This is a genomic window from Nostoc sp. UHCC 0251 (assembly GCF_034932245.1).
Taxonomy (GTDB): Bacteria; Cyanobacteriota; Cyanobacteriia; order Cyanobacteriales; family Nostocaceae; genus Nostoc.
Genome location: NZ_JAYGHD010000114.1, coordinates 1 through 12,438 on the forward strand (window position 1 = coordinate 1; position 12,438 = coordinate 12,438).

Sequence of the window (12,438 nt, forward strand, 5' to 3'; positions counted from 1 at the left end):
CGCAAAAACTGTGCATCTTGTCAACTACTTTTACTGGACTGCCTCTCTAGAAGAACTAGCTAAATTGGGCACTGTTGAGAGTCGTAATATAACGGCAGAAGATGTGGGCGATCGCCTGGTAGATTACCAAGCTAGATTAACCAATTTACAGAAAACTGAAGCCAATTTGCAAAAAATTATGGATCGCGCAGGTTCTATTAGAGATGTGCTTAGTGTTGCCCAAGAATTAAATAATGTCAGGCAAACGATAGAACAAATTAATGCCCAACTCAAAAGCCTACAAAATCAAGTTGCTTATTCCACTATTACGCTGAATTTACAAGCAGCAGTTTCTAGCACTAGTTCACAACCTGCCTTTGGTTTGCAAGTTCAGGAGACTTGGAACAAATCTACCCACTCCCTTAGTTCATTTTCCGTTGGCTTACTCAAGCTGGGTATTTGGTTTATTGTTTACAGTCCCTATTTGTTAATTTTTGTTGCTCTTATCTATGGCTTTAAGCGTTGGCGGCGAACTCATTCACCACGTTTGACACAAGCACCAGAATCAACTACTTCTGAGTGAGCTTGCATAAATCTTACATCTACCCTTGATAAATTTACATAAGCAAAGAGTAATTCAAATATTGCTAACTCTTATTGTTTACACCTCTATCTGAAAAATTTCTCTTTATCCTGTAGTTTTAATTACTTTAAAACTTTTTCAAATGTAAACAGGAATACAAAATATATGATGACAATTTTGATACAAATTTGTTAAGAATAGTTACAATAGTCGGAATACTAGATAATATTTCTTATGGTAAATTCACTTGACAATAAGCCACCTCATCAAGTAGTTATTGTTGGCGGTGGTTTTGGTGGACTGTATGCGGCAAAAACACTCGCCAAGGCAGCAGTAAACGTTACTTTGATCGATAAACGCAACTTTCATCTATTTCAACCCCTCCTATACCAAGTTGCTACAGGTGCGCTATCTCCTGCCGATATTTCCTCACCGTTGCGTTCTGTACTTAGTAAGAGCAAGAATACAAAAGTGCTGCTGGGTGAGGTGAATAATATTGATCCAGAAGCAAAACAAGTGACTGTGGGTGACGAAGCAATAGCCTACGATACTTTAATTGTCGCCACAGGAGCCAAGCATTCCTACTTTGGCAAAGATAACTGGGAAGAATTTGCCCCAGGCTTGAAAACTGTAGAAGATGCCATAGAAATGCGTCGCCGGATTTTTACGGCGTTTGAAGCCGCAGAAAAAGAAACAGATCCAGAAAAACGCCGGGCTTGGTTAACCTTTGTAATTGTTGGTGGTGGCCCAACTGGTGTAGAGTTAGCTGGTGCGATCGCAGAATTGGCAAATCAAACCCTCAAAGAAGATTTCCGCAACATCGACACATCAGAAGCCAAGATTTTGTTATTAGAAGGTTTGGATCGGATTCTGCCACCCTTTGCACCAGAGTTATCACAAGAAGCAGAAGCATCCCTGACGCGGTTGGGGGTGGTTGTGCAGACAAAAACACTGGTGACAAATATTGAAAATGATATTGTTACCCTCAAACAAGGTGATGAGGTTAAAGAAATTGCCTCAAAAACGGTATTATGGGCAGCAGGTGTGAAAGCTTCAGCAATGGGAAAAGTGCTAGCAGAACGCACAGATGCTGAGTGCGATCGCGCTGGACGGATTATTGTTGAACCTGACTTGAGTATTAAGGGACATCCCAATATTTTTGTAGTTGGAGACTTAGCAAATTTTTCTCATCAAAATGGTAAACCCCTACCTGGTGTTGCACCTGTAGCGAAGCAAGAAGGTGAATATGTAGCAACACTAGTTCAACAGCGGCTTGCAGGTAAAAATTTGCCACCCTTTGCTTATACTGATCATGGTAGTTTAGCGATGATTGGGCACAATTCTGCTGTGGTAGATTTGGGCTTTATGAAACTGAAAGGTTTCTTTGCATGGTTGTTTTGGCTAGTGATTCACATCTACTTCTTAATTGAATTTAACAACAAATTAGTAGTAATGATTCAATGGGCATGGAACTATTTCACCCGTAATCGCGGAGCAAGATTGATTACAGGACAAGAATCGCTCACGGAGTTTGTAATTAGCGATCGCAACAATTATTCAGCCGATAATAAACAGCCTGTAAATGTCTAATTGGGCATTGGGCATGGGGCATCATATCTTCTTCCCCTGCCTCCCCTGCTCCCCCTGCTCCCCCTGCTCCCTCATCCCCACTCCCCACTCCCCGCCCTCATAAATTAGCAGTAAGCTATTTGAGGGCGTTTTTCATAATCTACATAATGGCAACTATTAACGACAACTACCTGAAACTGAAAGCGGGTTATCTGTTTCCAGAAATTGCTCGGCGGGTGAATGTCTTTGCAGAAGCGAATCCTGATGCTAAAATCATCCGGCTGGGCATTGGTGATGTTACCGAACCTCTGCCGGAGGCTTGCCGCACAGCTATGATAAAAGCTGTGGAAGAAATGGGCGATCGCAATACCTTCAAAGGCTACGGGCCAGAGCAAGGCTACGCTTGGTTACGGGAGAAAATTGCAACTCAAGATTTTCAAGCACGGGGAGCCGATATAGATGCTTCCGAAATCTTTATCTCCGACGGTTCCAAGTGCGACACCGGCAATATTCTGGAAATCTTTGGTCATGACAACATAATTGCCGTTACTGACCCCGTTTATCCCGTGTATGTAGACACTAACGTGATGGTGGGAAATACGGGAGATACTAACGATAAAGGCGAGTTTGAAGGCTTAGTTTATCTGCCAATTACGGCTGATAACAACTTTACCGCCGAGATTCCCTCAAAGAAAGTTGATTTAATTTATCTCTGCTTTCCCAATAACCCCACTGGCGCAACTGCTACCAAGGAATATTTAAAGGCGTGGGTAGACTATGCCAAAGCTAATAACTCGATTATTTTCTTTGATGCAGCCTACGAAGCTTATATTACCGATCCGTCGCTTCCTCACTCAATCTATGAAATTGAAGGTGCAAGAGAAGTTGCGATCGAATTTCGATCTTTCTCCAAAAACGCAGGTTTTACAGGAACTCGTTGTGCGTTAACCGTCGTACCGAAGACACTTACAGGAAAAGCTGCCGATGGTTCCGATGTGGAATTGTGGAAACTGTGGAATCGCCGCCAGTCTACCAAGTTTAATGGTGTTTCTTATATCGTCCAACGAGGAGCCGAAGCGGTTTACTCTGAAGAAGGACAGGCACAAATCAAAGAATTGGTTAGTTTCTATTTAGAGAACGCCAAAATTATCCGCGAAAAACTCACAGCGGCCGGATTATCAGTTTATGGAGGCGTGAATGCACCTTACGTTTGGGTGAAAACTCCTAATGGTTTATCCAGTTGGGAATTCTTTGATAAGTTACTGCAAACCGTGAACGTTGTGGGGACACCTGGTTCTGGCTTTGGTGCTGCGGGTGAAGGTTACTTCCGCATTTCGGCCTTTAACAGCCGGGAGAATGTGGAAGAAGCGATGAAGCGGATTACAGAGAAGTTTAAGGTGTAGAGCGATCGCTTTTAGTCGCTTTTGTTAAACTCATTCTATTAGTCTAAAGGTTACGGTGGGCTGTGTTATCCACCGCAACCTAATAGATTTTGAATTGTGAATTTTCAATTGGAGCGAAGCGACGTGACTGCTGCCATCCCCGTTTTCAAACCTGTTAGCCAGATGCAGTTAGCACCTGGTAGCACAGTGACAATTCCAGATGTTAGCTGGCAAGAATTTGAATCTATTTTACAAGAATTGGGAGAAAAAAGAACTACACGAATTGCCTACAGCCAGGGTACTTTAGAAATTATGGCTCTTTTACCAGAACATGAAATTCCCAAAGATTTAATTTCTGATATTGTCAAAATATTGCTGAAGGCTAAAAATATCAGATACCAACCTTTTGGTTCCACTACTTTTAAACGGCAAGGTGTAGCAGGAGTTGAACCTGATGCTTGCTTTTATATTCAAAATTATCAACAAATGATTGGTCATCGCCGCTTGCAAGCTGATGATCCGCCGCCAGATTTAGCGATTGAGACTGATGTCACATCGAAAACTACTTTTGATGCTTATGAAGCCATTGGAGTCCCAGAATTATGGGTTTACGACAGTGGAAACCTTTCTATTTATTTGCTGAGAGATGGGAAATACATAAAATCTAATACCAGTCCTAATTTTACAGATATAGCTAGTACTCAGATTATCCCTGCTGCCGTGGAACGTAGTTGGCAAGCCGGAAGTTTTCAAGCTTTGAAAGAATTGGAAGCGATGGTTAGTAATTTTGGGATTTACCAGGGAAGATAAAGTGCGATTGCTTCACATTTTGGTTGTAAACTTAGCATTTTGGGTATGTTTGGCAGAATGATTTTCTGGTTCTGAATACATAGCAAATAACTCACTAAAAACCTCTTCCCCATTAATCTCTCCACTACTAACAAATCGTTCTACCTCAACCGAACTATCCTCAAAAAATTCCACTTCCCATCGTTCACCAGCCACGGCTACTCTAACTATGTGATACCTACGACGGTAAACTAGGCACTTTCGCAATTATCTATTAATAACATCCACAAAAAATTTACTTCTATAGATAGATGCGTTTATGGTATCTATAAATATTAAATTCTCTTTCAAGAGAGCAAGTATCAAAAACAACTATAATTAGTATTTATAAAAGTTAAGTAGGAAAACCGTACTTATCTGATAGGTTTTCTGTACCATATATCTAAGTTTACCTGGATACAATCAAAGTGTAGCTTAATTAATGCTGTTTCATAGAAAAATAATACAGCATCAGCAGGAGAGCGAAAATATGACAAATCAATTGAAAACGGCTGTTTTGCTAGCTGCGTTAAGTGGTCTTTTGATCGCAATTAGTTACTGGGTAATTGGCGGTACTAGTGGCTTGATAATAGGGATAGTTTTAGCAGCACTAACAAACCTGTTTTCCTGGTATCAATCAGATAAGATTGCCCTGGCAGTATACCGTGCCCAGCCTGTGAGTGAAGGGGAAGCACCAGGACTTTATCGGATGGTGCAAAAATTGAGCGATCGCGCTAAGATTCCCATGCCTAGAGTTTACATTGTTCCAAGCCAAGGTGCTAACGCCTTTGCTACAGGACGCGATCCAGAACACGCTGCTGTTGCTGTCACCGAAGGCATTTTGAATATATTGCCAGAAGACGAACTCGAAGGCGTTATTGCCCACGAACTCACTCACATTATCAATCGTGACACCCTCACACAAGCTGTTGCTGCTACTGTTGCTGGTGCTATCTCATTCCTAGCGCAAATGGTGAGTTACAGCTTGTGGTTTGGCGGTGGTTCACGAGATGACAACAGAGGTGCAAATCCAATGGGCGTTTTATTAACAGTAATGCTTGCGCCATTGGCTGCGACGATTATTCAGCTAGCAATTTCACGCACACGAGAATTCTCCGCTGATGCAGGTTCAGCTAGATTAACTGGTAATCCCCGCGCCTTAGCTAGGGCACTACAACGTTTAGAAGCCTCAGCAAGGCAGATGCCTTTAAATGCTAATCCAGCTTATGAGCCGTTATTAATTATTAATTCTATCTCTGGACAGTTTATGGGTAACTTGTTCTCTAGTCACCCTGCTACAGAGGAGCGAGTTGCAGCATTACTGAAACTAGAGCAACAGCTGCCAACAACGGTTTAGTCATTTGTCATTAGTCATTTGTGAAATTTTCAATGGCTTATGACTACCAGTACGCAGTTTTCATCCGAGAGTAAGCTTTGCAATTTAAGGATGTTTTAACTATGACTTATAACAACATCGAATCCTTTGGAAAGCCAGTAATTGAATCTACTGAATCCTTAGTAATTGTAGAAATTAGTCCTAAAACCGACAAATTAGTAGAAACTGAAATGGCTGGCGAAAGTGATGAAGTGAAGCGCGAAACCAAAGCGCTGATTGAGGCGCTAGAAAGACGCAGCCAAGCGGAGTCAGCAAATACTTTGACGCGTGAAACTTATTTGAAAGCTGTGCGACAAGCACGAGAATTGATTGAAGGCAGGAAACTGAAAGAACGCGATCGCTTAGAAGACTCTTGGGCGATAATTCAGGATGAAGCTGAGAGAAACTGGCACTTAATGATGAAAGATGTAGTAGACTTCAGCTTGCGCTTGCAAAAGGCGGCTATTGCTGCTTGGGAAACCTTCAATCATCCTTACTCTCGTTAGTTCGACGAACCTCTCCCTGTCTTGAATTAAAGTTCAAGTCTGTCCCTCTCCTAGTCGGCTACGGTGTACACACAAGTCTTGTCGCAGCCAATAGCAGCCATATCTTTATTAATAAATCTCGCACTACGTTTCTATCCCGCCTCGGAATGAATTCCGAGTCTCATAGCCCAAGTCCACTTAAGTGGACTAAATTGCTCGTTCAGTCCACTTAAGTGGACTTCAGCTATTAGCCCTGAACTTTAGTTCTGGGCGGGATGTCGGTAAGTGTGACAGTTTAACTCTGACAAGGATGTGGGTAAAAGAGTTGAAAACGTATGTGGACAGCACTTGTGTGTACACGGTAGCCTTGTAAAGGGGAGGGAATTAGATGTTTTAGTTTCCCCTTTCTAAAGTTATTTTGGCGATGCCTGCGGCGGGCTACGCCAACGCATTTGTTGATTTAGGGTTCGCATTTGTTGATACTGTGTGAAGAAAAGTAAACAAGGCTTAAACTCTTTTTCCCCCTGCCCCCTGCCCCCTGCCTCCTGCCTCTTCAGTCACGGATAAGATAAAGAGGTAACATAGCTCCTCATACAAGTAGCAATGACTTCAACCCTGCGGAAACTTCCTCGCCTTAATGCTCCAACCCTGCATCAGTTGCCCAATGGTTTGACAATCATAGCGGAGCAAATGCCAGTTGAAGCTGTAAACCTCAACGTATGGATTAAAGTTGGTTCAGCGGTAGAATCTGATGCTATTAACGGCATGGCTCACTTTTTAGAGCACATGATTTTTAAGGGAACAGAACGACTGGCTAGCGGCGAGTTTGAACGTCGAATTGAAGAACGGGGTGCTGTTACCAATGCTGCTACTAGCCAAGACTATACTCATTACTATATAACCACTGCCCCTAAAGATTTTGCCGAGCTTGCTCCACTACAAATAGATGTAGTATCCAATGCGAGTATTCCTGATGATGCTTTTGAACGTGAGCGATTAGTAGTTTTAGAAGAAATTAGACGTTCAGAGGATAATCCCCAACGGCGTATATTTCGGCGGGCGATGGAAACAGCGTATACTGAGCTACCCTATCGCCGTGCAGTGTTAGGGCCAGAATCGGTGATTGCCGAACTAAAACCTCAGCAGATGCGGGATTTTCATACTAGTTGGTATCAACCCCAGTCAATTACTGCTGTAGCTGTGGGCAATTTGCCTGTAGAAGAATTAATTGCAATCGTAGCTGAAGGATTTACAAAAGCTAATAAAACTTCCCACTCCCCACTCCCCACTCCCCACTCCCCACTCCCCACTGAATCACCATTTACAGAAATTGTCCGTCGAGAATTCATAGATGAAAGTCTCCAGCAAGCAAGGTTAGTGATGCTTTGGCGGGTTCCAGGAATGGTTCAGTTAGATTGCACCTATGGACTGGATGTTTTAGCAGGAATTTTGGGACACGGACGAACATCAAGGCTGGTGAGGGATTTACGAGAAGAACGGGGATTAGTTTCTTCAATTTCTGTGAGTAATATGAGCAATCAGCTGCAAGGGACATTTTACATTTCAGCTAAATGTGCAGTGGAAAATTTAGCTAAAGTAGAGGATGCGATCGCTCAACATATTCGCACAGTCCAAACCGAGTTAGTCACAGAATCAGAAATTGCCCGTGTGCGGCAGCGAGTAGCTAACAGATTTATTTTTGGCAATGAAACACCAAGCGATCGCTCTGGGTTGTATGGTTATTATCAGTCTTTGGTGGGAGATTTAGAACCCGCCTTTAACTATCCAGATCATATTCAGAGCCAAGATGCAACCGACTTAATGCAAGCAGCCAAAGAGTATCTTTCTCCAGATGCTTATGGTGTAGTTGTCGTTAAGCCGTAAATTTAAAATTGGGCATTGGGCATTGGGCATTGGTAATTAATCAACAATTCTTCTTCCCCTGCTCCCCCTGCCTCCCCTGCTCCCCCTGCTCCCTCATCCCCAATTTAACAATGTGGACTCAAATCGACACCCATATTAGCCAGGTGACTGGCGAAAAATTTCAGAGTCAGCAACGGCGATCAGTTGGTGGCGGATGCATCAACCAAGGTTATGCTATCTCCAATGGTGAGATAACCTACTTCCTTAAGATTAACCAAGCATCCCAAGCTGCGATGTTTGAAGCTGAGGCAATGGGTTTAAAGGAAATGCTAGCAACAGCTAGTATTCGTGCCCCAAATCCTATTTGCTGGGGTGTAGCTGAGAATTCTAGCTACATCGTGTTGGAATGGTTAGAACTTGGTAACAGTAGCAATTCGTGGGAAGAGATGGGGCGCAAGTTGGCGGCGATGCATCAAGCTAGCAGTAGCCAAGGTTTTGGTTGGAAAATTAACAATACTATTGGTTCCACGCTCCAAATCAATACTTGGACAGCAGACTGGACAGAATTTTATATTAAACATCGCCTGGGTTATCAATTTCAGTTGGCAAGGCGAAAGGGAGGAAATTTCCCCTCTTCAGAAAAATTATTAGCTGCAATCCCTAAACTATTGGCGCATCAGGTGCAACCTTCCTTAGTACATGGCGATTTATGGGGCGGAAATGCCGGGTGTACTAACTCAGGAGAACCCGTGATTTTTGATCCAGCAACTTATTTTGGCGATCGCGAAGTTGATATAGCCATGACAGAATTATTTGGTGGATTCCCCGCAGCATTTTACCAAGGTTATAACAAAGCCTTTCCCCTAGATCCAGGCTATGAGCAAAGAAAAACGCTCTATAACCTATATCACATTTTGAATCACTTCAATTTATTTGGCGGCGGTTATGCTTCCCAGGCGAACCGGATGATTGACCAAATTTTGCGTTAACTACAACTTTGCGTACCTCCGCGCCCCTTTGCGTTTAAATTTCAACCCTCAATTCCCCACAATTTGATTCACCATCACCGCCAAAGCCAACATCCCCAAAATCGTCATTAATCCAGCAGGCATAAACTTGCGTGTTTTAGCTAGCCGAACTGCAAAGACGACTACCAAAACACCAGTAACTATCACTGCTAAAATCGCACCCCAGGTTTGCCCTTGGAGTTGAAAGTAAGCCGCAAGTATTAATAGTAAACCACTAATGCTCCCACTGATGAGCGAAACCTTACTTGTAGCCTGAATGTAGCCAATAATGCCTCCTGCGATCGCTAATATGCCGTAGGCAAAAGCAGCAATTATACTTAAATTCATTGTTAAAACATCTGTAGATTTTGACTTTACTGCCAAGGTCAGCAGACAATTTACCATAGCTATTTAGCTATATCACACAGTTAATTGATGGAAATCAAGCGATGCCAATGGCAAGTACTTCCTCATATACAAAGGTTCAATATCTCCAACGCCAAGCAGCCTCACTTTTACTGTACCAGTCTGTTCTCCAAAGCGAAGTGGGGATGGCATTTCTGGAACTGTTGCAAGCTATACGTTACACTGATGCCGATGCCCGGGGTTGTCTGCAAGCCTACGGCAGTTACTTTCACGCTTTGGCTGCTAAAAATGAAAATTGGGAAGACTATTTAATTACTCAACTTCTCTTGTCTAAGAATCCTTTTACAAGACTTGCGGAAGTAAGAAAATTTGAAGATTTGCCCCCAGCTTTAATAGCAGCAGTTCGCCATGATTTACAAATATTGCAAAGTCTCTATGAATGTAGCAGCGCTTCTTTGAGTGAGTGGATACAAGGCGTAGCTCACATGCCGATTTCACCAGTAGTGTGGTATAAAGAGCAAGAATTGCTAGGAGGAGAGACAAAGTTCGCTACGTATCTACAACAGTTAGACAATTGGGGTGATGCTGTAGAAGAGTTAGCAGCTTATTATCGACAATGTGGTTCTGGTTTATTTGCAGAGTATCGCGCTTTACGATGGCAAGGTGGGCAGTTTATCGGTATTCGGTATTCTGACCCAGTTAAGCTGAGTGCGCTTGTAGGTTATGAGTCTCAAAAAGATGCTTTGCTGAAAAATACAGAGTTTTTATTATCAGGAGAGATGGCATTACATGTATTACTTTACGGTAGTCGGGGTTCTGGCAAATCTTCTTTAGTGAAATCTTTGTTGAATGAATATAGTAATCGCAACCTCCGCTTGTTGGAAGTGGCAAAATCTGATTTAAAAGACTTACCAGAAATTGTGGAACATTTACGGGGTGTGTTACAAAAATTTATTATTTTTGTCGATGATCTTTCATTTGAAGAAGATGATGATGCCTTTAAAGCGCTCAAGGTAGTTTTAGAAGGTAATTTAACCGCGCGTCCACAAAATGTAGTTGTATATGCTACTTCCAATCGCCGCCACCTGATTCGGGAGTTTTTTGTGGATAGACCTACCCCCAAGGATAACGAGGAAATCCATGCCTGGGATACGATGCAGGAGAAACTTTCGTTTAGCGATCGCTTTGGTTTAACCTTGACCTTTGAACCAGCTGATCAGAAAACTTATTTAAAGATTGTACAGCATCTAGCGGCACAAGCTGAAATCAATATTACTCAAGAAGATTTGGAATATCAAGCATTACAATGGGCAACTCGCCACAATGGTCGTTCTGGACGCACAGCACGGCAGTTTGTTGATTTTTTAAAAGCAGATTTAAGACTTTTTCATGCAAATACCAATACATCTAATACTTCGCATTAAAATTAATTCATTGATGATTGCACTTTTTGGTTGTTATTTACAAAACAATGTTATGCACCAGTAAGTAGAACTAGAATTAGAAATTTCAGAACGGCTACAAGAGGGGTAATGTCCTTAAAAAATACTTATTCTGATAACCTAACTACGCTAAAAACCAGCAATATGCAATCAGTAATGATCAGCAATCGATTTATCTTGGGCATAGTTGCCTTTAGTGTGAGTTTTGGCCTTAGCCTTGTTCCAAACTGGGATTTTAATAAAGCCTTTCTCACAGGTTTAATTACTGCCGTTACTATCTATGGAGCAGCATTATTCGTAGATAAACGACGCAGAAACTATGAAATGTTTATTTTAGGTTCTCTCCGCAAGCGTATTAAAGAAATGGAGGGTTTGAAGGCTCGTGTTGTCAGAGAAATCAATCAAATCGAAGAACATCATAATTTATTATATGTAGAGTCACAGCAACTACAAAACCAAGTAACAGAAAGCCGTAACCAAAGGGATAGTCTACATCGAGAATTAAGAACATTTTCCGGGCAGAAAAAGCAGTTAGAAACCGAAATTAGTAGTCTGCAAACTGAAATTAATAACTTGCAGAAAAACCAAGCAGAGTTGAACAATGCTTTTTCTATACTCACAGCAGAGAAACGCCGTTTAGAGTCGAACTGTAATGTATCTCGCAGTGAAATCACCCATTTGCAAAGTCAAATTTCTGAACTCCAGCAAGAGAAACAAGAAGTTGAAAGCAATTTAACTCTTCTAGGCAGACTCAAACCCCAATTAGAAGAAAAACTCTACGAACTGAGAATTACAATTCAAGAGTTAGAAGTTGAGACAACCCAAAAAAATCAATTGCTAGTAGCGACAAAAACCGAAAGAGAAAATATCCAAGCTATCCTAAATGCTTCACAAACTCAACTCGCAGAACAAAAAGCCGAATTACAGCAGTTGCAAGGGCAAATTTCATTGTTGCAAGAAGAACGAGATTCATTGCAAAATCAAGTATGGGAATTACTCCAACAATTAGAAACATTCAATCAAGAACCTTTTTCTGATAATTTCAAAGAAGATGATACTGAATTGTTTCCTTTTTCTGAATTAATGGAAACTCCAGCAGTCATAGACACTTCGGAAGTTGATGCATCAGAGAATATACCTGAAGCCTGGACTAATTTTTTAGAAAAACTCCCAGAATACGAGCTACAAGTATTAAAAGCTATAGTCGAACAAGATAATCCCAAGGCTGCCATTAAAAAAATTGCCGAAGCAAACATCACCATGCCGAATCTATTAATCGATTCAATAAATGAACGGGCAAATGATACTATTGGTGAATTAATAATTAACACAGATTCGGAAAGTGTAGAAGTTTACCCGGAGTATATTACCCATGTCAAAAAAATGATTGCAATTCATGAAAGCCTCATGGCTAGACATACTTCGTCAAATTAAATTATTATTGCCGTCGTAAGATTAGTAGTAAGGTAAATATAGGAATTCGGTTTGATTTTTAAAAAGATATGTAGGGTGCGTTAGCGACAGCGTAACGCACTATTAACAGGGATTCGGTGCGTTAC

General features: G+C 41.7%; 12 protein-coding genes. 10 read left to right on the top strand and 2 right to left on the bottom strand.

Annotated features, from left to right (window positions below; genetic code table 11):
• The 4 genes from VB740_RS14085 to VB740_RS14100 form a co-directional block, all read left to right on the top strand.
• On the top strand, positions 1–562 hold a 562-nt coding region (locus VB740_RS14085), incomplete at its 5' end, for a DUF4349 domain-containing protein (protein WP_323200608.1).
• A 234-nt stretch (positions 563–796) separates the two neighbouring features.
• On the top strand, positions 797–2,152 hold the full coding sequence (locus VB740_RS14090) for an NAD(P)/FAD-dependent oxidoreductase (protein WP_323200609.1): 1,356 nt from the start codon (positions 797–799) through the stop codon (positions 2,150–2,152).
• A gap of 146 nt (positions 2,153–2,298) precedes the next feature.
• Positions 2,299–3,534: an LL-diaminopimelate aminotransferase gene (locus tag VB740_RS14095; protein WP_323200610.1), complete on the top strand. Its 1,236-nt coding sequence runs from the start codon at positions 2,299–2,301 to the stop codon at positions 3,532–3,534.
• 123 nt (positions 3,535–3,657) lie between these two features.
• Positions 3,658–4,323: a Uma2 family endonuclease gene (locus tag VB740_RS14100; protein WP_323200611.1), complete on the top strand. Its 666-nt coding sequence runs from the start codon at positions 3,658–3,660 to the stop codon at positions 4,321–4,323.
• A 12-nt stretch (positions 4,324–4,335) separates the two neighbouring features.
• Here the strand turns inward: VB740_RS14100 and VB740_RS14105 are convergent, their stop codons facing one another.
• Complete coding sequence (locus tag VB740_RS14105) at positions 4,336–4,518, bottom strand: hypothetical protein (protein WP_323200612.1); 183 nt, start codon at positions 4,516–4,518, stop codon at positions 4,336–4,338.
• A gap of 313 nt (positions 4,519–4,831) precedes the next feature.
• Between VB740_RS14105 and VB740_RS14110 the strand changes: the two genes are divergently transcribed.
• The 4 genes from VB740_RS14110 (at position 4,832) to VB740_RS14125 (ending at position 9,053) form a co-directional block, all read left to right on the top strand.
• Entirely contained in the window at positions 4,832–5,698 is an 867-nt protein-coding gene (locus tag VB740_RS14110) for a zinc metalloprotease HtpX (RefSeq protein ID WP_323200613.1), read from the top strand.
• 101 nt (positions 5,699–5,799) lie between these two features.
• Entirely contained in the window at positions 5,800–6,222 is a 423-nt protein-coding gene (locus tag VB740_RS14115; RefSeq protein ID WP_323200614.1) for a hypothetical protein, read from the top strand.
• A 582-nt stretch (positions 6,223–6,804) separates the two neighbouring features.
• On the top strand, positions 6,805–8,085 hold the full coding sequence (locus VB740_RS14120; RefSeq protein ID WP_323200615.1) for a pitrilysin family protein: 1,281 nt from the start codon (positions 6,805–6,807) through the stop codon (positions 8,083–8,085).
• Positions 8,086–8,195: 110 nt separating this feature from the next.
• The gene (locus VB740_RS14125; protein WP_323200616.1) at positions 8,196–9,053 is read left to right on the top strand and encodes a fructosamine kinase family protein; all 858 of its coding nucleotides are present in this window, start codon (positions 8,196–8,198) and stop codon (positions 9,051–9,053) included.
• Positions 9,054–9,101: 48 nt separating this feature from the next.
• Here VB740_RS14125 and VB740_RS14130 read toward each other — a convergent pair whose 3' ends face one another.
• On the bottom strand, positions 9,102–9,419 hold the full coding sequence (locus tag VB740_RS14130) for a TMEM14 family protein (RefSeq protein WP_323200617.1): 318 nt from the start codon (positions 9,417–9,419) through the stop codon (positions 9,102–9,104).
• A gap of 101 nt (positions 9,420–9,520) precedes the next feature.
• Here VB740_RS14130 and VB740_RS14135 point away from each other — a divergent pair, with 101 nt between their 5' ends.
• Positions 9,521–10,861, top strand: a complete 1,341-nt coding sequence (locus VB740_RS14135) for an ATP-binding protein (protein WP_323200618.1) — start codon at positions 9,521–9,523, stop codon at positions 10,859–10,861.
• A 162-nt stretch (positions 10,862–11,023) separates the two neighbouring features.
• Positions 11,024–12,313, top strand: a complete 1,290-nt coding sequence (locus VB740_RS14140) for a tellurite resistance TerB C-terminal domain-containing protein (RefSeq protein WP_323200619.1) — start codon at positions 11,024–11,026, stop codon at positions 12,311–12,313.
• Positions 12,314–12,438 lie beyond the last annotated feature (125 nt).

Excerpts from the sequence above, each read along its gene's own strand:
- VB740_RS14090 (WP_323200609.1), top strand. The coding sequence starts at position 797 with ATGGTAAATTCACTTGACAATAAGCCACCTCATCAAGTAGTTATTGTT.
- VB740_RS14095 (WP_323200610.1), top strand. The coding sequence starts at position 2,299 with ATGGCAACTATTAACGACAACTACCTGAAACTGAAAGCGGGTTATCTG.
- VB740_RS14110 (WP_323200613.1), top strand. The coding sequence starts at position 4,832 with ATGACAAATCAATTGAAAACGGCTGTTTTGCTAGCTGCGTTAAGTGGT.
- VB740_RS14115 (WP_323200614.1), top strand. The coding sequence starts at position 5,800 with ATGACTTATAACAACATCGAATCCTTTGGAAAGCCAGTAATTGAATCT.
- VB740_RS14120 (WP_323200615.1), top strand. The coding sequence starts at position 6,805 with ATGACTTCAACCCTGCGGAAACTTCCTCGCCTTAATGCTCCAACCCTG.
- VB740_RS14125 (WP_323200616.1), top strand. The coding sequence starts at position 8,196 with ATGTGGACTCAAATCGACACCCATATTAGCCAGGTGACTGGCGAAAAA.
- VB740_RS14130 (WP_323200617.1), bottom strand. The coding sequence starts at position 9,419 with ATGAATTTAAGTATAATTGCTGCTTTTGCCTACGGCATATTAGCGATC.
- VB740_RS14135 (WP_323200618.1), top strand. The coding sequence starts at position 9,521 with ATGCCAATGGCAAGTACTTCCTCATATACAAAGGTTCAATATCTCCAA.
- VB740_RS14140 (WP_323200619.1), top strand. The coding sequence starts at position 11,024 with ATGCAATCAGTAATGATCAGCAATCGATTTATCTTGGGCATAGTTGCC.